Annotated in this window: 17 protein-coding genes and 1 tRNA gene; 13 read left to right on the top strand and 5 right to left on the bottom strand. The window is 73.1% G+C overall.

Annotation, left to right across the window (positions count from 1 at the left end):
* Positions 1-59: 59 nt before the first annotated feature.
* From ACFYXU_RS02815 to ACFYXU_RS02790, 6 genes are all read left to right on the top strand, one after another.
* Positions 60-1,685, top strand: a complete 1,626-nt coding sequence (locus ACFYXU_RS02815) for an ABC transporter substrate-binding protein (RefSeq protein ID WP_376514193.1) — start codon at positions 60-62, stop codon at positions 1,683-1,685.
* 92 nt (positions 1,686-1,777) lie between these two features.
* On the top strand, positions 1,778-2,701 hold the full coding sequence (locus tag ACFYXU_RS02810; protein ID WP_361395887.1) for an ABC transporter permease: 924 nt from the start codon (positions 1,778-1,780) through the stop codon (positions 2,699-2,701).
* Positions 2,694-3,698, top strand: coding sequence for an ABC transporter permease (locus ACFYXU_RS02805; protein WP_361395884.1), 1,005 nt, complete (start codon positions 2,694-2,696; stop codon positions 3,696-3,698). Before ACFYXU_RS02810 ends, ACFYXU_RS02805 begins: the two co-directional genes overlap by 8 nt.
* A gap of 6 nt (positions 3,699-3,704) precedes the next feature.
* Positions 3,705-4,688 carry an ABC transporter ATP-binding protein gene (locus ACFYXU_RS02800; protein ID WP_389407987.1) on the top strand — a complete coding sequence of 328 codons (984 nt, stop codon included), beginning with the start codon at positions 3,705-3,707 and terminating at the stop codon, positions 4,686-4,688.
* Positions 4,681-5,883: an ABC transporter ATP-binding protein gene (locus tag ACFYXU_RS02795; RefSeq protein ID WP_389456283.1), complete on the top strand. Its 1,203-nt coding sequence runs from the start codon at positions 4,681-4,683 to the stop codon at positions 5,881-5,883. Before ACFYXU_RS02800 ends, ACFYXU_RS02795 begins: the two co-directional genes overlap by 8 nt.
* Positions 5,884-6,059: 176 nt before the next feature.
* Positions 6,060-6,995 carry a hypothetical protein gene (locus ACFYXU_RS02790; protein WP_389407989.1) on the top strand — a complete coding sequence of 312 codons (936 nt, stop codon included), beginning with the start codon at positions 6,060-6,062 and terminating at the stop codon, positions 6,993-6,995.
* Position 6,996: 1 nt separating this feature from the next.
* On the opposite strand, the gene ACFYXU_RS02785 is transcribed toward ACFYXU_RS02790, so the two are convergent.
* Entirely contained in the window at positions 6,997-9,174 is a 2,178-nt protein-coding gene (locus tag ACFYXU_RS02785; RefSeq protein ID WP_389407990.1) for a prolyl oligopeptidase family serine peptidase, read from the bottom strand.
* A gap of 177 nt (positions 9,175-9,351) precedes the next feature.
* Here ACFYXU_RS02785 and ACFYXU_RS02780 point away from each other — a divergent pair, with 177 nt between their 5' ends.
* From ACFYXU_RS02780 to ACFYXU_RS02760, 5 genes are all read left to right on the top strand, one after another.
* The gene (locus ACFYXU_RS02780) at positions 9,352-9,546 is read left to right on the top strand and encodes a hypothetical protein (protein WP_053640878.1); all 195 of its coding nucleotides are present in this window, start codon (positions 9,352-9,354) and stop codon (positions 9,544-9,546) included.
* 35 nt (positions 9,547-9,581) lie between these two features.
* Positions 9,582-10,472 (top strand): N-acetyl-1-D-myo-inositol-2-amino-2-deoxy-alpha-D-glucopyranoside deacetylase, encoded by an 891-nt coding sequence (gene mshB, locus ACFYXU_RS02775; RefSeq protein ID WP_376514183.1) that lies wholly within the window; start codon positions 9,582-9,584, stop codon positions 10,470-10,472.
* Complete coding sequence (locus ACFYXU_RS02770) at positions 10,469-10,834, top strand: DUF6113 family protein (RefSeq protein ID WP_376514181.1); 366 nt, start codon at positions 10,469-10,471, stop codon at positions 10,832-10,834. The genes mshB and ACFYXU_RS02770 overlap by 4 nt, the downstream gene beginning before the upstream one ends.
* 335 nt (positions 10,835-11,169) lie before the next feature.
* Complete coding sequence (locus ACFYXU_RS02765) at positions 11,170-13,185, top strand: hypothetical protein (RefSeq protein ID WP_389456281.1); 2,016 nt, start codon at positions 11,170-11,172, stop codon at positions 13,183-13,185.
* A gap of 134 nt (positions 13,186-13,319) precedes the next feature.
* Positions 13,320-13,394, top strand: a tRNA-Leu gene (locus tag ACFYXU_RS02760).
* 50 nt (positions 13,395-13,444) lie between these two features.
* Here ACFYXU_RS02760 and ACFYXU_RS02755 read toward each other — a convergent pair.
* Both ACFYXU_RS02755 and ACFYXU_RS02750 read right to left on the bottom strand, forming a co-directional pair.
* The gene (locus tag ACFYXU_RS02755; RefSeq protein WP_361395864.1) at positions 13,445-14,302 is read right to left on the bottom strand and encodes a transglutaminase-like domain-containing protein; all 858 of its coding nucleotides are present in this window, start codon (positions 14,300-14,302) and stop codon (positions 13,445-13,447) included.
* On the bottom strand, positions 14,287-15,288 hold the full coding sequence (locus ACFYXU_RS02750; protein ID WP_389456279.1) for a GNAT family N-acetyltransferase: 1,002 nt from the start codon (positions 15,286-15,288) through the stop codon (positions 14,287-14,289). Before ACFYXU_RS02750 ends, ACFYXU_RS02755 begins: the two co-directional genes overlap by 16 nt.
* A 112-nt stretch (positions 15,289-15,400) precedes the next feature.
* Here ACFYXU_RS02750 and fdxA point away from each other — a divergent pair, with 112 nt between their 5' ends.
* Both fdxA and dapC read left to right on the top strand, forming a co-directional pair.
* On the top strand, positions 15,401-15,721 hold the full coding sequence (gene fdxA / locus ACFYXU_RS02745) for a ferredoxin (RefSeq protein WP_015035968.1): 321 nt from the start codon (positions 15,401-15,403) through the stop codon (positions 15,719-15,721).
* A gap of 82 nt (positions 15,722-15,803) precedes the next feature.
* Positions 15,804-16,901, top strand: a complete 1,098-nt coding sequence (gene dapC, locus ACFYXU_RS02740; RefSeq protein WP_389456277.1) for a succinyldiaminopimelate transaminase — start codon at positions 15,804-15,806, stop codon at positions 16,899-16,901.
* Positions 16,902-16,970: 69 nt separating this feature from the next.
* On the opposite strand, the gene ACFYXU_RS02735 is transcribed toward dapC, so the two are convergent.
* Positions 16,971-17,432 (bottom strand): ATP-binding protein, encoded by a 462-nt coding sequence (locus ACFYXU_RS02735; RefSeq protein WP_329854004.1) that lies wholly within the window; start codon positions 17,430-17,432, stop codon positions 16,971-16,973.
* Positions 17,433-17,736: 304 nt separating this feature from the next.
* A complete protein-coding gene (locus ACFYXU_RS02730; protein ID WP_376516192.1) occupies positions 17,737-18,678 on the bottom strand; it encodes a hypothetical protein in 942 nt (313 codons plus the stop codon).
* Between the last annotated feature and the right edge of the window lie 20 nt (positions 18,679-18,698).

Raw genomic sequence — 18,698 nt, 5'->3', positions numbered from 1 at the left:
CTTGAATACGGGTCATATTGAGCCCTAAGTCACATTCAGGGACATTCAGGAGGCACTCCATGCGCGGAGCCACGCACGCCAAGTGGGCCGCACTGGCCACCGCCGTCGCCCTCGCGGCGACGGCCTGCGGCGGCGGCGACAGCGGCGGTGGCGGAGGGGCCGACGGCATCGTGAGTTCTTCGTGGGGCGACCCGCAGAACCCGCTGGAGCCCGCCAACACCAACGAGGTCCAGGGCGGCAAGGTCCTCTCGATGATCTTCCGCGGGCTCAAGCAGTACGACCCGAAGACCGGCGAGGCGAAGGACATGCTCGCCGAGAAGATCGACACCACCGACTCGCAGAACTTCACCATCACCGTCAAGAGCGGCTGGACGTTCTCCAACGGCGAGAAGGTCACCGCGAAGTCCTTCGTCGACGCCTGGAACTACGGCGCCCACCTGAAGAACAACCAGAAGAACGCCTACTTCTTCGGGCAGATCGAGGGCTACGACCAGGTCCACCCCGAGAAGGGCGAACCCACCGCCGAGACGATGTCCGGCCTCAAGGTGACGGGCCCCCAGACCTTCACGGTCAAGCTCACCCAGAAGTTCTCCACCTGGCCCATCACCCTCGGCTACGCGGCCTTCTCGCCGCTGCCCCAGACGTTCTACACGGACCACGCCGGCTGGCTCTCGAAGCCCGTCGGCAACGGCCCGTACACCATCGACACGTACTCCAAGGGCTCCCAGATGGCCCTGAAGAAGTGGGACGCCTACCCCGGCCCCGACAAGGCCCAGAACGGCGGCATCACCCTCAAGGTCTACACCGACAACAACACCGCCTACACGGACCTGACGGCCGGGAACCTCGACCTCGTCGACGACGTGCCCGCCTCCCAGCTCAAGAACGTCGACGCCGACCTCGGCGGCCGCTACATCAACGTCCCGGCCGGCATCATCCAGACGCTGTCCTTCCCGTTCTACGACCCGGCCTGGAACAAGCCCGGACAGGAGAAGCTCCGCCAGGGCCTCTCCATGGCGATCGACCGCGACCAGATCACCCAGACGATCTTCCAGAAGACCCGCACCCCGGCCGTCGACTGGACCTCCCCGGTCCTGGGCGCGGACGGCGGCTTCAAGGACGTCTGCGGCGAGTTCTGCAAGTACGACGCGGCGCAGGCCAAGAAGCTCGTCGCCGAGGGCGGCGGCATCCCCGGCGGCACCATGAAGATCTCGTACAACGCCGACACCGGCTCCCACAAGGAGTGGGTGGACGCCGTCTGCAACTCCATCAACCGGGCCCTGGCCAACAACAAGGCCTGCGTCGGCAACCCGATCGGCACCTTCGCCGACTTCCGCAACCAGGTCACCCAGTCGAAGATGCCGGGGCCGTTCCGGGCCGGCTGGCAGATGGACTACCCGCTCATCCAGAACTTCCTCCAGCCGCTGTACTACACCAACGCCTCGTCCAACGACGGCAAGTACACGAACCCCGAGTTCGACAAGCTGGTCAACCAGGCCAACGCCGAGGCCGACACCGCGAAGGCCGTCGGGATCTTCCAGCAGGCCGAGGGCGTCCTCCGCGACGACATGGGCGCCATCCCGCTCTGGTACCAGAACGGCAGCGCCGGCTACTCGGACCGCGTCGAGAACGTGACCCTGAACCCCTTCAGCGTCCCCGTCTACGACCAGATCAAGGTCAAGTGACGCCGTAGCAGTTCGGCGGTGTACGGCCCGGGCCGCGGACCCCCGCACCGGGCCGTACGCCGTCCCGCAACCCACCCACCCTGGAGGCCTCCGTGGGTCGATACGTGATCCGGCGGCTGCTGCAGATGATCCCGGTCTTCTTCGGCGCCACGCTGTTGATCTTCCTGATGGTGAACGTGATGGGCGACCCCATCGCCGGACTGTGCGGCGACCGCGCCTGCGACCCGGCGACCGCCGCCCAGCTGGAGAAGGAGTTCGGCCTCGACAAGCCGGTCTGGCAGCAATACCTGACCTACATGGGCAACGTCTTCACCGGCGACTTCGGCACCGCCTTCAACGGCCAGCCCGTCACCGAACTGATGGGCAACGCCTTCCCGGTGACCATCCGGCTGACCATCGTCGCGATCCTCTTCGAGATCGTCATCGGCATCAGCCTCGGCGTCGTCACCGGCCTCAAGCGCGGCCGCCCCGTCGACACCACCGTCCTGCTGCTGACCCTGGTCGTCCTCTCCGTCCCGACCTTCGTCACCGGCCTGCTCGTCCAGCTGCTCCTCGGCGTCAAATGGGGCTGGATCAAGCCCGCCGTCTCGCCCGAGGCGCCCTTCGACGAGCTGATCATCCCCGGCCTGGTCCTCGCCTCCGTCTCCCTGGCGTACGTCACCCGGCTCACCCGCACCTCGATCGCCGAGAACAAGCGGGCCGACTACGTCCGCACCGCCGTCGCCAAGGGCCTGCCCCGCCGCCGGGTCATCAGCCGCCACCTGCTGCGCAACAGCCTCATCCCGGTGGTGACCTTCATCGGCGCCGACATCGGCGCGCTCATGGGCGGCGCCATCGTCACCGAGCGGATCTTCAACATCCACGGCGTCGGCTACCAGCTCTACCAGGGCATCGTCCGCCAGAACACGCAGACCGTGGTCGGCTTCGTCACCATCCTCGTCCTGATCTTCCTGCTGGCCAACCTCCTGGTCGACCTCCTGTACGCCGTCCTTGACCCGAGGATCCGCTATGCCTGAGCCCGAGCCGTTTGAGCCGCTGGAGTCGTACGGCGAGGAAGGACGCGCCGTCGCCTCGACCGGCGCCGGGGGAGCCTCCGACCTGGCCACCGCCGAGGCGGAGACCCTGGAGAAGGTGCCCGACGGGCCCCAGGGCACGGGACCCGACAAGAAGCCCCGCTCCCTGTGGTCCGACGCCTGGCACGACCTGCGCCGCAACCCCATCTTCATCATCTCCGGGCTGGTCATCCTCTTCCTGGTGGTCATCTCCATCTGGCCCCAGCTGATCGCCTCCGGAGACCCGCTCGACTGCGACCTGTCCAAGGCCCAGGAGGGCTCCCAGCCCGGCCACCCCTTCGGCTTCAACGGCCAGGGCTGCGACGTCTACACCCGTACGGTCTACGGCGCCCGCACCTCCGTCACCGTCGGCGTCCTCGCCACCCTCGGCGTCGCGATCCTCGGCAGCATCCTCGGCGGGCTCGCCGGCTTCTTCGGCGGAGCCTGGGACGGCATCCTGTCCCGGATCACCGACGTCTTCTTCGCCATCCCCGTCGTCCTCGGCGGCCTCGTGCTGCTGTCCGTGGTGACCAGCTCCACCGTCTGGCCCGTCATCGGCTTCATGGTGCTGCTCGGCTGGCCGCAGCTCTCCCGGATCGCCCGCGGCTCCGTCATCACCGCCAAACAGAACGACTACGTGCAGGCGGCCCGCGCCCTCGGCGCCTCCAACTCCCGGATGATGCTCCGCCACATCGCGCCCAACGCCATCGCCCCGGTGATCGTCGTCGCCACCATCGCCCTCGGCACGTACATCTCCCTCGAAGCGACCCTGTCCTACCTCGGCGTCGGTCTGAAGCCGCCCACCGTCTCCTGGGGCATCGACATCTCCTCGGCCTCGCAGTACATCCGCAACGCCCCCCACATGCTGCTCTGGCCCGCCGGCGCGCTCGCCATCACCGTCCTCGCGTTCATCATGCTCGGCGACGCGGTGCGCGACGCCCTCGACCCGAAGCTGAGGTAGGGACCCATGCTGCTCGAAGTGCGCGACCTGCACGTGGAGTTCCACACCCGGGACGGCGTGGCCAAGGCGGTCAACGGCGTCAACTACTCCGTCGACGCGGGGGAGACCCTCGCCGTGCTCGGCGAGTCCGGCTCCGGCAAGTCCGTCACCGCCCAGGCCGTCATGGGCATCCTCGACATCCCGCCGGGCCGGATCAGCTCCGGCGAGATCCTCTTCCAGGGCCAGGACCTCCTGAAGCTCAAGGAGGAGGAACGGCGCAAGGTCCGCGGCGCCAAGATGGCGATGATCTTCCAGGACGCGCTGTCCTCCCTCAACCCCGTCATCAGCGTCGGCGACCAGCTCGGCGAGATGTTCCAGGTCCACAAGGGCATGTCCCGCAAGGACTCCCGGGCCAAGGCCGTCGAACTCATGGACCGGGTCCGGATCCCCGCCGCCAAGGAACGCGTCGGGCAGTACCCCCACCAGTTCTCCGGCGGCATGCGCCAGCGCATCATGATCGCGATGGCGCTCGCCCTCGAACCCGAACTGATCATCGCCGACGAACCGACCACCGCCCTCGACGTCACCGTCCAGGCCCAGGTCATGGACCTCCTCGCCGAGCTCCAGCGCGAGCTCAACATGGGCCTCATCCTCATCACCCACGACCTGGGCGTCGTCGCCGACGTCGCCGACAAGATCGCCGTGATGTACGCCGGCCGGATCGTCGAACAGGCCCCCGTCCACGAGATCTACAAGGCCCCCGCCCACCCCTACACCCGGGGCCTGCTGGACTCGATCCCGCGCCTGGACCAGAAGGGCCAGGAGCTCTACGCGATCAAGGGCCTGCCGCCCAACCTGCTCGCGATCCCGCCCGGCTGCGCCTTCAACCCGCGCTGCCCCATGGCCCAGGACGTCTGCCGGACCGACGAACCCCCGCTGTACGAGGTGACCGAGTCCCCGGTGCCGCGCGCCAGCGCCTGCCACTTCTGGAAGGAGTGCCTCCATGGCTGAGGCGATTCTCGAAGTCCGGGACCTCCACAAGCACTACCCGCTGACCCGGGGCATCGTCTTCAAGAAGCACGTCGGCGCCGTCAAGGCCGTCGACGGGGTCGACTTCGACCTCGCCGCGGGCGAGACCCTCGGCATCGTCGGCGAGTCCGGCTGCGGCAAGTCGACGGTCGCGAAGATGCTGGTCAACCTGGAGCGGCCGACCTCCGGCACCATCCGCTACAAGGGCGAGGACATCACCACGATGTCCCCCCGGGCCCTCAAGTCCGTCCGTCGCAACATCCAGATGGTCTTCCAGGACCCGTACACCTCGCTCAACCCCCGCATGACCGTCGGCGACATCATCGGCGAGCCGTACGAGATCCACCCCGAGGTCGCGCCCAAGGGCGACCGGCGCCGCAAGGTCCAGGACCTCCTGGACGTCGTCGGCCTCAACCCCGAGTACATCAACCGCTACCCGCACCAGTTCTCCGGCGGCCAGCGCCAGCGCATCGGCATCGCCCGGGGTCTCGCCCTCCAGCCCGAGATCATCGTCGCCGACGAACCGGTCTCCGCGCTCGACGTCTCCGTCCAGGCGCAGGTCGTCAACCTCCTCGACGCCCTCCAGTCCGAGTTCTCCCTGTCGTACGTCTTCATCGCCCACGACCTGTCGATCGTGCGGCACATCTCCGACCGCGTCGGCGTCATGTACCTCGGCCGGATCGTCGAGATCGGCACCGACGCCCAGATCTACGACCATCCCACCCACCCCTACACCCAGGCGCTGCTCTCGGCCGTCCCCGTCCCCGACCCCGAGGCGCGTGCCCACCGCGAGCGGATCATCCTCACCGGCGACGTGCCCTCCCCGGCCGACGTGCCCTCCGGCTGCCGCTTCCGCACCCGCTGCTGGAAGGCGCAGGAGCGGTGCGAGCTGGAGGTCCCGCTGCTCGCCGTCCCGGCCGTCTTCCGCCTCACGGACACCCCCGCGAAGCACGACTCGGCCTGCCACTTCGCGGAGGAGAAGCAGGTCGTCCCACCGGAGGAGGGCGGCGACGGCCCGCCGAACGGCGGCGTGGCACCGGCGAACGGGAGCGCGGGACCCGCGGGCGGCGGCGCGGCACCCCCGGACGGCGACGCGCCCCGGACCGACAGGTCCCCGGACGGCGGCACCGGGATCGACGGGTCCCCGGACGGCGGGCCCGGCCCCACGTCGCCTTAACCTGCGGGCAACCCGGCGGAAGCGACTCCGATATACGGACACGCCAGGCTGACCGACGTACGGCCGTGCGGGTGCCGTGAGCCGGCCGGGGCGCATCTGCCGCCCCGGCCGGCTGCCATGTGCCGTTCATGCGGAACCGCTTGTTTCGGTGCCCCGCGACCGTGAGTATCGAGGCCGTGACTGTGACACGCCCGGCACGTCTCACGGGCGCCGCGCTCTGCGCCGCGCTCGCCCTCATCGCCGCCGTGTGGATCCTCCAGGACCTGGCCGAGATCGGTTCGCCCGCCGACCTCGCCCGGTACTGGACAGGGGACCACCACGTCCTGATCCAGGGGCGGTCCGCCACCTCCCTGATCGACCCCGTCCTCCTCGCCGCCTCCGCGGCCGCCGCCGTGGCGGCCCTCCGCTCCCGGCACGCGGCCTCGGCCCTCGCCGCCGTCGGCACGGTCACGCTCGCCCTGCGCCTCCCCGGGCTCTGGGCGCCCGGGAGCGGCGCCCTCGTCACCGCCCTCCTCGAACTGGCCCTCGCCGCCGGACTCGTCCTCACCGCCGCCGTCGGCCGCCGCCGCGCACAGGCCCCCCACGAGCGGGAGCCCACCCGGCCCCGCACGGGCCCCGCGATCGCCGCCGGGGTCCTCCTCGCGCTCGCCGCGCTCCTGGTCATCCTCTGGGAGCTGTACTGGGCGGGCGAACTGCCCACGGAGTTCACCGTCGACCGGTTCACGGGCGGCCGCTCCGTCGTCAAACCCGCCCTCGCGCCGCCGCCCGGCTGGCTGTCGGTCATCGCCGTCGGGCTGTACGGCACGGCCGCCGTCTCCTGTCTCTTACGGGCCCGTCACAGCCGGGCCTTCGGTCTCCTCGCCGCCGCGTTCCTCGCGGCGGGCGGCGCGGCCGGGGTCGCCCGCGCCGTCCGCTCCGAGACCCTCCCGCGCCTCGGCGACCTCACCTCGGCCGGCGCGGCGGACGTCCTGACGGCCGTCTTCGAACTGCTCGCCGGACTCGCCGTGCTCGTGCTCCTGGCCGGGCGCGGCGTCCCCGCCCCGCCCGGTCCGCACCCGGCGGCCGGGGCGCTGCCCCCGGCCCCGCCGCACCCCCGGCCGCCGGGCTGGTGACCTACCCGGAGAGACCGAGCGACCGCCGCAGGAAGTCCACCTGGAGCAGCAGCAGGTTCTCCGCGACCCGCTCCTGCGGCGTCATGTGCGTCACCCCGGACAGCGGCAGCACCTCGTGCGGCCGGCCCGCCGCGAGCAGCGCCGACGAGAGCCGCAGCGCGTGCCCCACCACCACGTTGTCGTCCGCGAGGCCGTGCACGACCATCATCGGCCGGGCCGGCTCCTCCGGCGCGGACAGGCCGTCGTCGGTCAGCAGCGACTGCGCCGCGTACACCTCCGGGTCGTCCTGCGGGGTGCCGAGGTACCGCTCCGTGTAGTGCGTGTCGTACAGCCGCCAGTCCGTCACGGGAGCCCCGACCACGGCCGCGTGGAAGACGTCCGGCCGCTGGAGCACCGCCCGCGCGGCCAGGTAGCCGCCGTACGACCAGCCGCGGATCGCCACCCGGTCCAGGTCGAGCGGGAAGCTCCCGGCGAGCGCCCGCAGCGCCTCCACCTGGTCGTCCAGCGTCGGCGTGAGGTCCCGCAGCAGCGACTTCTCCCAGGCGGGGGAGCGGCCCGGCATGCCCCGCCCGTCCGCCACGACCACCGCGAAGCCCTGGTCGGCGAACCACTGCGAGGTCAGGTGCGGGTTGTGCGCGGCCAGCACCCGCTGTCCGTGCGGGCCGCCGTACGGATCCATCAGGACCGGCAGCGGCCCGTCCCCGTCCGCGTACCCCGAGGGAAGCAGCACCGCGCACGGGATCCGCCGGGCGCCCGCCTCCGCCAGCCGCACCCGGGCGGAGATCACCGGCCGCTGCGCGTACGAGGCCACCACCGCGACCTCCTCGCCGTCCCGCAGCACCCGCGCCACGCTCCCCGGCGTCTCCGGCCGCGCCGACACCAGGACGGTCACCGCGCCCGAGCGGACCGCGCCGTGCACGCCCACCCCCTCGGAGAGCCGCACCGGCCGCGCCGGCCGCTCTCCGTCTCCTCCCGCCACCCGGTACACGTGGATCTCGCCGGTCTCCGGCTCCGCCGCCGCCTCACCCGCCGAGGCCGACACCAGGACGTCGTCCGGCCCCACGTCGAGCACCGCCCGCACGTGCAGCGCGGGGCCCGTCCACGCCTCCTCCCCGACGGCCAGGACCCGGGCCCCGCCCTCGTCCGTGACCCGGACGAGGGCCCCCTCCGGCCCCCACGCCGGCACCCCGCGGTGCAGCTCCAGCCAGGCCGGGTCCGTCTCCGCCCGCACCGTCGAGGTCCGCCCCGACTCCGGGTCCACCGCGAGGACCAGCTGCTCGCGCTGGTCCCGCGCCTGCACGAGCAGCAGCGGGGCCCCGGCCGCCGACCAGTGCGCCCGTGCCAGGTACGGATACCGCTCCCGGTCCCACACGACCTCGGTGCGCGCCCCGTCGAGGTCCACGACGAAGAGCCGCACCTCCGCGTTGGCCGTCCCCGCCGCCGGGTACCCCACCCGCTGCGGCTCGCGCTCCGGATGCGCCGGGTCCGCGATCCACCAGCGGTTCACCGCCCGGTCGTCCGCCCGCGCCACGAGCAGCCGGTCCGAGGCGGGCGACCACCAGTGGCCGCGGTCCCGTCCCATCTCCTCCGAGGCGATGAATTCGGCCAATCCGTAGGAGACGTGGGCGTCCTCCGGGACCGCGAGCTCCCGGTCGCCCCCGCCGTCCGCCCCGACGACCCGCAGGGCGCCGTCCGTCACGTACGCCACGAACCGCCCGTCCGGCGAAGGACGCGGGTCGATCACCGGCCCCGGCACCGGGAGCTCCCGCGCCGTGCCCGCCCGCAGCTCCGCCGTGAACAGCCGCCCCGACAGCGCGAACGCCGCCCACTCGACCGCCGCGTCCACCGCGTACGCCACGATCCCGGCCGAGCCCTCCCGGCTCCGCTCCCGGCGCGCCCGCTCCTCCGGCGACAGCTCCTCCTCCGCGCCCGCGAGGAGCTCCGCGGGGTCGGCCGCGACCCGCTCCCCGGGGGCGCCGTCCCGGGGCAGGTCGAGGACCCAGAGCCGGTGGGAACGGTCGGTCCCCGAACCGGATCTGACGAACACCACGCGCTCCCCGTCCGGGGAGACCGAGAATCCACGGGGGACCCCCAGGGTGAACCGCTGGGTCCGCGCGTGCTGACGGGGGAAGGAAAGCCCGGCCGACGACGGGGCCGACTGCTGCGAAGACAAGGTCATGCGGCTGAAACTAGCGCCGTGCGCCCCCCTCGTGCCTCCGTCCGCCGATCGATGCGGCGGCACGGATAGTTATGATCCGTAGCGCTAGGTGGGTATGCATCGCACTGACATGCCCTCTGGCACATGCTGATCGACCGAACCACTCGAATATCCGACCGAAGGTGGAGGTGAACCGCCGTGGCACTCTCGATCTCCGTGGTGGTGCTGCTGGCGATCGTCGTCTTCCTGCTGATCCGGAAATCCGGGCTGAAGGCTGGACATGCGGCGATCTGCGCGCTCCTGGGCTTCTACCTGGCGAGCTCGTCCATCGCCCCGTCCATCAGCACCCTCACCACGAACGTGGCGGGCATGATCGGCGGCCTCAAGTTCTGACGCCACCCCCGTCCTGACCTCGTAGGGTGGGGGGCATGTCCGATCTCCCCGCCCGCCGTCTGCTGCTGGTGCACGCGCACCCGGACGACGAGTCGATCAACAACGGCGCCACCATGGCCAGGTACGCGGCCGAGGGCGCCCTCGTCACGCTCGTCACCTGCACGCTCGGCGAGGAGGGCGAGGTCATCCCGCCCGACCTCGCCCACCTGGCACCCGACCGGGAGGACCGGCTCGGCCCGCACCGCGTCGGCGAACTCGCCGCCGCGATGAGCGAGCTGGGCGTCACCGATCACCGCTTCCTCGGCGGCCCCGGTCGCTTCCGCGACTCCGGGATGATGGGCGCCGAGCAGAACGGCCGCGCCAACGCCTTCTGGAACACCGCCGTCGACACCGCCGCGCCCCACCTCGTCGAGGTGATCCGCGAGACCCGCCCGCAGGTCCTGGTCACCTACGACCCCGACGGCGGCTACGGCCACCCCGACCACATCCAGGCCCACCGGGTCGCCACCCGCGCCGCCGAGCTCGCCGCCGATCCCGACTACCGTCCCGACCTCGGACCCGCCCACACGATCGCCAAGATCTACTGGAACCGTGTCCCCCGCCCGGTCGCCGAGGCCGGCTTCGCCCGGCTCCGCGCCGAGGGCTCCGCCTTCCCGGCCGTCGCCGAGGTCGAGGACGTCCCCGGCGTCGTCGACGAGGACCGGATCACCGCCGAGATCGCCGCCGACCCCGCGTACACGGCCCGCAAGACCGCCGCCATGGCCGCGCACGTCACCCAAGTCGCCGTCGACGGTCCCTTCTTCGCCCTCTCCAACGACCTGGGCCAGCCGATCTTCACCACCGAGTACTACGAGCTCGTCCAGGGCGTCTCCGGGGCGCCCTCGGGCGAGCGCGAGACCGACCTCTTCGCGGGGGTGACCGCGTGAGCGCCGCGACCGTCCCCCCGGCCGCCCGGTACGCCTGGTACGCCGGTCTGCTCGTCCTCGGCGCCCTCGTCGGCGTCGCCGGCTCGCTCGTCCAAGCCGCGTGGTTCCCCGGCGGCTTGCTGCTCGCGCTCCTCGCCACGGCCGGACTCTTCTACGGAGGGCTCCGCGCCACCGGCACCCAGGCCGGCGTCGCCTCCGCCGGCGGAGGCTGGCTCGTCGCCGTCATCCTGCTCAGCCTCGGACGCCCCGAGGGGGACGGGGTGTTCGGCGGAGGCGCCGGCGAGCTGCTCTTCCTCTTCGGGGGCATGGCGCTCGCTGTGATGTGCGCCACGCTGCCCCGGCTGCCGCGACCTGCCCCGTGAACAGGACGACTTGAGTCCGGGGACGTCCTGACTTCGGCCGGATTGCCCGTCGTCCGCCGACCAGGGGTCGGGTATGAGGCGGCGGCGTTCAGTATGGTGGTGCGCGCCGCCGAACCGCCCGGGTCAACACGAGCATCAGCAAGAGCGGGCGGTGGAGCCAACCGGGAGATCCTGCTTTGAGTCGTGAAACTGGTCGAGAGACTGACAGTTCGTCCTCCGGCGCCCAGGGGCGCGGTGGAGCCGCCTACCCCTCGGGTACCCCGCCGTACGGATCCCGCCAGTATCCGTCGCTCCACCCCACGCAGGACGCGTCGGAGGAGACCGGCGGCACGTCCGTGCCGTCGGAGGAGCCCAAGACCGAGACGACGCTGACGACCCGGATCCGGATCAACATCCCGGGTTCGCGTCCGATTCCGCCCGTCGTGGTCCGTAAGACGGTCAACGAGGCGCCCGCGCCGGACCCCGAGCCGGAGCCCGCCCCCGTCGCGGAGCCCGAGCCCGAGCCGGTGGCCCCGGCCCCCGAGCCGCCCCAGGCGGCCGAGGAGGCCCCGCAGGCGCCGAAGGCCAAGGAGACGAGCGACTGGTTCGCCCCGCGCAAGGCGGCGGCCCCGAGCCCGGCCCCCACGCCCGCGATCGCGCCCGCGCCGGCCGGGAGGCCCGCGCTCGCCGGTCCCGACGCCCCGGGCACGGGCTTCGCGGGCTCGGCGACCTCGGGCGTCCCGACCGTCGGCTCGGCCCCGTCGAGCCGCCCGGTCAGCGCGCCCGCCCCGACCCCGCCGGGCAACCCGCTCTACGAGAGCGGCACACCGGCGGCCGGCACCCCGATGTACGACGGGGCGCCCACGGGCGGGACCCCGATGTACGACGGCACGCCGTCCGGCGGCTCCCCGATGTACGACGGCACGCCCTCGGCCGGGACCCCGATGTACGACGGGACCCCGTCCGGCGGCTCCCCGATGCACAGCGGCACCCCGGCCTCCGGCACGCCCGCGTACCGCGGTCCGGGCGGCCCCGGCGCCCCGGGCGCCCCCGAGGCGCCCCACGGGCCCACCACGGGCCCGGTGACCGGCACCGCCTCCCTCGGCGGCCCCGCCGCCGCGCGGGACCCCTTCGGCGGCGCCCAGGGCCCCGGCTCTCCCTTCGCCGGTCCCGGCGCGCCCCGCCTGTCCGACGACACCGCGGTCCTGACGCCGCAGCAGCCCGCCCCGGCCCCGCCGTCCGGACCGGGCGCGCCCGCCGACAACGGCGCGCACATCTCCGGGGACACGCTCACCAGCGGCATCCCCGTGGTCCCGCCGACGGCGGCCCGCCCGAACCTGACCCCGCGCATCGAGGAGCGGCAGGCCCCGGCCCCCGCCCCGGCGCCCCGTCCGGCCCCCGCGGCCGGCCGGGCCCCGGCGAAGAAGGGCCGCTCCAAGCTGGTCCTGGTCGCGGTGGGCGTCTTCGGCCTCGCGGGCGTCGCCTACGGCGCCGGGCTGCTCCTCAACCACTCCGACGTCCCCAAGGGCACGACCGTGCTCGGCGTGGACATCGGCGGCGGGACGAAGGAGGAGGCCGTCAACAAGCTGGACGCGGCGCTCGGCAAGCGCGCCACCGCCCCGCTCCAGCTCGGCGTGGGCGGCAAGAAGGTCCAGCTGGCCCCGGACAAGGCGGGCCTGACGCTCGACAGCCAGGAGACCGTCCGAGGGGCTGCGGGCAGCGACTACAACCCGGTCTCGGTCATCGGCTCGCTCTTCGGCGGCGAGCGGGTCGCCACGCCCGTCTTCCCGGTCGACGAGGAGAAGCTCGCCGTCGCCCTGACCGACCTGGCGGGCAGCTCGGCGTCGGCGTCCGAGGGCACGATCCTGTTCGCGCCGAACAAGGTGACCCCGGTCGAGGGCAAGCCGGGCAACGGCCTGGACGTCCAGCGCTCGATGATCTCGGTCCGGGACGCGTTCCGGGCCCAGGTCGAGACGGGCCAGGGCAAGCTCGTCGAGCTGCCGGTCACCACCCTCCGGCCGACGGTCACCAAGGCCGAGCTCGACCGGGCGATGAAGGAGTTCGCGACGCCCGCGATGTCCGGTCTGATCCGGATCCAGGCGGGCGGCCGGCACATCGACTTCGGCCCGGCGCGGTCGCTGCCGCAGATCCTCTCCATGAAGGCCGTCGACGGCCGGCTGGTCGAGGTCTACGACAAGAAGGCGATCGAGCGGCTCCTGGACGGCGCGTTCGACGGCGTCATGATCACCAAGGGCGACGGCAGCAAGCACCAGGTGTCCGCCGACGACGTGGCCTTCGTGATGCGCGACGCCCTGCGGGGCAAGAACCTCGCGGAACGCACGAAGACGATCGACCTCACGGGCCAGGGCTGACCGCCCCGTCCCCGACGCTCCGAGCCCCCGCCCCCACCAGGGACGGGGGCTCGCGCGTGTCCGGGCCCGCATCGGGGGGATCGGGAAAAAGAAGTCGTCGGGGCGAGCCGGGGCGCCTAGGGTGACGGGCAAGGGCGGGGTCGTAGCACAGAGGTAGTGCGCCGCGACAGCATCTCGGAGGACGCCGGTTCGAATCCGGTCGCCCCGCCCCCTCTCTCCTTCCGGCGGCCCCGTCAGCCGCGCCGCCCCGCCGCGCGGGCTAGTTGAGCAGCGCCCGCGCCGCCTGGGCCCGGCGGCGGATCGCCGTCGCCGACTCCGGGTCCACCGCGTCCATCACCTCCGCGTACGCCTCCATCTCCACCGCGCCCGTGAGGAACGCGCCGCGCTGGACGAGCAGCTCGGCCCGCTCGTAGCGGAGCCTCGCCGGGTGGGAGGGGAGCAGCAGGGCCAGTTCCACCGCCCACAGGGCCACGTCCGAGCGCTCGGGACGGGGGGCCGCCCAGGCGCGGATGTTGTTGAGGATCCGCAGGACGATCGCGCCCGGTTCGGCCGGGCGGAGCATCGAGCGGTCGAGGGCCTCGCCCGTCGCGCTCGCCACCAGGAGCTCGGCGTCCGTGCCCGTCATGGCCCGCCCGCCCGCGAAGGGGTCGGCGAGGTCCAGGTCGGCCGGATCGCCGAAGCCGACGACGAAGTGACCGGGCAGGCCGAGCCCGTACACGGGGGCGCCGGCCCGCCGGGCGACCTCCATCCAGACGACGGAGAGCAGGATCGGCAGGCCCCGGCGGCGCCGGAGCACCTCGTGGAGCAGCGAGGACTCCAGCCGCTGGTAGTCGGCGGGCACGCCCTCGAAGCCCTCGTGGCGGCCGAGGAGCGCGGCGAGTTCGGCGGCCCAGTCGCCGGTGATCCGCGTCGCGTACGGGACGAGCCCGGCGAGCCGGTCGAGTTCGATCTCGGCCTCGTCGAGGTCGTGCCGGGTGACGGCGGGGTCGGCCACGGCGCCGATCAGCAGGCAGAGCCGGGCGAGGTCGGGCCGCTCGGCCCTGGCCTCCTCGGCGAACTCCCGCCGCCAGTCGTCCCCGTCCGGTGGTGGTGCGTCCTCGCTCACGCCTCCGCCCATCGGTAGTGGTGGTAGTGGTGGTGCGGCGCGAAGCCCATCCCGTCGTACAGCGCCCGCGCGCCGTCGTTGTCCGCCTCGACCTGGAGCCAGGCCGCCGACGCGCCCTCGTCGAGGGCCCGCCGGGCGAGCGCGGTCATGACGGCCGTCGCCAGGCCCCGGCGCCGCTGCCCGGGGTCGACCTCGACGGCCATGAAGCCGGCCCACCGCCCGTCGACCACACAGCGGCCGATCGCGGCCGGTACCCCTCCCGTGCCCGCGACGGACGCGAACCACACACTCGGGCCGGAGGCGAGGACGGAGAGGACGGCCGGGCCCGGCTCCTCGAAGCGCTGGTAGCGGCGCAGCCAGGCCTCGTCGAGGGTCCGGGAGAGGCGTACGGCGGACACGTCGGCGTCCAGGTCGCCGATCGGGGCGAGCGCCCCGATCCGTACCTCGGCGGACACCTCGCGCCGCCAGCCGTGCCGGTCGAGCTCGGCGCAGAGCAGTTCCTGGGTGCCCTCGGCGCCGGTGGAGGTCTGGACGTAGGCGAGGAGCCCCCGGGCGGCGTACCACGCGCGCACGTGCGTCAGGGCGTCGGCGACGGGCAGGCCCGGATCGCCCAGGGGGAGGACGGAGTTGGCACGGCGGGTGAACCCGTCGGCGGCCCGCAGGGTCCACTCGCCGAGGGCCTCGCTCTCGACCGGCCGCCACGCGCGCGCGGTGGCGCGGGCGAGCTCCGGGAAGGTGGCCGAGGGGCCCCGTCGGCGGGCCGGGGCGGCCGGGACGACCTTCCCCGCGGCCAGCGAGGATTCCGCGATCCGGACGCCCTCGCCGCTCTTTCGTGTGATCAGCAGCACACCGGCGTCCCATGATGTGAGAACCCCGACCGCGTCGGTGAATCCGCCGCCCACTTCGGCCGAGTCCGTCACGTACCGAACGGAGACACGTTTTCCCACGTCAGCGCTGGTAATTCGGACCTCAAGGCGCCCTCCGCCGATGATTTCCACAGCTTCTCCGCCCCTCCTGTTCGGATCGCCCCCAAGAACGGAGATACTAGGTGCGGGCATCGACGACGCCGCGCTCCCGCGCAGACCAGCCCTATCGAGGAGGAACGACAGCGTGACCTACGTCATCGCGCAGCCTTGTGTCGACGTCAAGGACAAGGCGTGCATCGAGGAGTGCCCCGTCGACTGCATCTACGAGGGCAAGCGGTCCTTGTACATCCACCCGGACGAATGCGTCGACTGCGGGGCCTGTGAGCCGGTCTGCCCGGTCGAGGCGATCTTCTACGAGGACGACACCCCGGAGGAGTGGAAGGACTACTACAAGGCGAACGTCGAGTTCTTCGACGAGCTCGGTTCGCCCGGTGGTGCCTCCAAGCTCGGCGAGATCGAGCGCGACCACCCCTTCATCGCCGCCCTGCCGCCGCAGAACGGCTGATCGTCCGCCCTCGGTCCCGTACGGCCTCGCCGCTGTACGGGGCCGAAGCGTTTTCCGTACGTACGAGGAAAAGAGCCAACCCGTGAGCGCAGTGTCCTCGCGCCTTCCCGTCTTCCCCTGGGACAAGCTGGAGCCCTACAAGAAGACGGCCGCGGCGCACCCGGACGGCATCGTGGACCTGTCCGTCGGCACGCCCGTGGACCCGGTCCCCGCCCTGATCCAGGAGGCCCTGGTCGCGGCCGCGGACTCGCCGGGCTATCCCACGGTGTGGGGGACGAAGGAACTGCGGGACGCGCTCACCGGCTGGTGCGAGCGGCGTCTGGGCGCGGTCGGCTTCGCCCACGAGAACGTGCTGCCGGTGGTCGGCTCCAAGGAGCTGGTGGCCTGGCTGCCGACGCAGCTGGGGCTCGGCGCCGGTGACGTGGTCGCCTACCCGCGGCTCGCGTACCCGACGTACGAGGTGGGCGCGCGGCTCTGCGGCGCCACGCCCGTCGCCTACGACGACCCGGTCGCGGACCTCGACCCGGCCGTGGTGCGGCTGCTCTGGCTCAACTCCCCGTCCAACCCGACCGGCAAGGTCCTCGGGAAGGACGAGCTGACCCGGATCGTCGCCTGGGCGCGCGAGCACGGCGTCCTCGTCTTCTCCGACGAGTGCTACCTGGAGCTGGGCTGGGAGGCCGACCCGGTCTCGGTCCTGCACCCGGACGTGTGCGGCGGTTCGTACGAGGGGATCGTCGCGGTCCACTCGCTGTCGAAGCGTTCCAACCTGGCCGGCTACCGGGCCGCCTTCATCGCGGGCGACGCGGCCGTCCTCGGCGAGCTGCTCCAGATCCGCAAGCACGGCGGCATGATGACGGCGGCGCCGGTGCAGGCGGCGACGGTGGCGGCGCTCGGCGACGACGCGCACGTGGCGGAGCAGCGCGAGCGGTACGCGGCCCGGCGGGCGGCGCTGCGCGCGGCCCTGGAGGCGCACGGCTTCCGGATCGAGCACAGCGAGGCCAGCCTCTACCTGTGGGCGACGCGGGACGAGCCGTGCTGGGACACCGTGGCGTACCTGGCGGAGAAGGGCGTCCTGGTGGCGCCGGGCGACTTCTACGGCGAGGCGGGCGAGCGGTTCGTGCGGGTGGCGTTCACGGCGACGGACGAGCGGGTCGAGGCGGCGGTCAAGCGCCTGGGCTGAGCCGCGGGCCTCACGCGGGAGGGCCCGGGGAGCGTGTGCTCCCCGGGCCCTCCCGCGTTCTTCCGGTGGTCAGCCGCCGATCGGCAGACCGCCCAGGGCCTGGCCGGTCGGCAGGCCGCCGAGACCGCCGCCCAGGGCGCCGCCGGTGGGGGCCTCGGTGCTCTCGGCGGCGGCGCCGGCGGTCTGGCCGACGACCTCGCCCGTGCTGCCGGCCGTCTTGCCGACGACCTCCTGGGCGGCGGGGGTGGCGGTCTTGCCGGCCGTGCCGACGGTCTTGCCCGCGGCCGGGACGGCCGTGCCGACGGCCTTGCTGCCGGTCTCGCCGACCACGCCGGTCGCGGTCTGCGAGGCACCGTCGAGGGCGCTCCCGGCGCCGGCGCCGTCCAGGGCGGTCACGCCGCCCAGGGCGCCGGTCGGGGCGAGGCCCTGGTCCAGGGCGCTCGCGGAGCCGGCCGCACCGACCACGGGGGCTGCACCGGCCGCGACGATGAGGGCGACGCGGGCGATCCGGCGGGTCAGGGAGAGGGACATGGTGCTCCTTCGGCGGAGAGGACGATTACGCCGTGACAACCGGCCCTGGGGCGGGTGAGGTTGCGGCGGCCGAAGGTAAAGAGTTGGCAATGCGTCGTATTGTCGGGTGGGGAGGAAAACGGACGAACGTGTCATCGGGTGCGGCCCTGGTGAACCGTCACTTCCCTTGTGCCGCAAGGGAAGCAAGGGGGAGGAGTGGCAGCCGGAGCAGACGGCTCGAAGGGCGCTCGAATTTCCCGCGCCGCGCGCCGGTGGCATGCCACGACCGGGTGAAGCACCGCACGGATGCCCGGCCCGAGACGGGCTACGGGGCGAGCCGCACCCGGACCGAGGCGGGGCCCGCCGCGCTCGCGCCCGAGGCCTTCGCCCAGCCGCCGCGCGCCTCGCCCGCCCGCCACACCCGGTCGCCGTACGCGACCTCCGAGATGCGCAGCGCGTCCGCCCGCGCCACCGCCCACTGCGCCAGCTCCCAGCCGCGCCGCTCGTCCGCGCCGGCCCCCGCCGCGCTCCCCGCCGCCGTCCGGACCGGCACCATGAGCACCGGCGGCTCCGCGGCCGAACGCCCCGCGCTCGGACCGCCCGCCACCAGCTTCGGCGCCGCCTTCGCGCCGAAGGCCCGCACCAGCTCCCGGCGCACCTGCTCCGGGTCGCCCGGCCGGTCCTCCGCCGTCCGCGCCGTACAGATCAGCGCCGCCGGCGAGCGGCCCGTCAGCGCGGCCGAGAGCAGCGCGGCGTCCGGCTCGTGCTTCGCGTACGCCTGCGGGAAACCGCTCCGCTGCACCTTCTGCGCCGCCACCGTCAGCGGCAGCCGCGAGTACCCCGGGACCTTCTCCAGGCCCTGGTAGAAGCGCCCCGCCGCGTACACCGGGTCCATGATCTGCTCCGGCGTCCCCCAGCCCTGCGAGGGCCGCTGCTGGAACAGCCCGAGCGAGTCCCGGTCGCCGTGCTCGATGTTCCGCAGCGCCGACTCCTGGAGCGCGGTCGCCAGCGCGATCGTCACCGCCCGCTCGGGCAGCCCCCGGGTCGTGCCCACGGCCGCGATCGTCGCCGCGTTGGACGCCTGCTCCGGAGTGAACTCGTACCGGTTGTCCCCGCTGCCCACGGTGCACCGGGGCGAGCCGGTGCTGCCCGTCATCTGGTGGAGCGCCACGTACCCGGCGAGGCCGAGGAGCGCGGCGAAGGCGGCCGCGGTACGGGCGAGGCGGCCGCGACGGCGGGTGCGGGTGGGCTCGGACACGGGGCCCACCGTACTGGAGGCCGCGTTAG

Source organism: Streptomyces sp. NPDC002232 (assembly GCF_042890295.1).
Classification (GTDB): domain Bacteria; phylum Actinomycetota; class Actinomycetes; order Streptomycetales; family Streptomycetaceae; genus Streptomyces.
The sequence above is the reverse complement of the archived record's forward strand: the minus strand, read 5'-3'. Positions and strand labels throughout refer to the sequence as shown.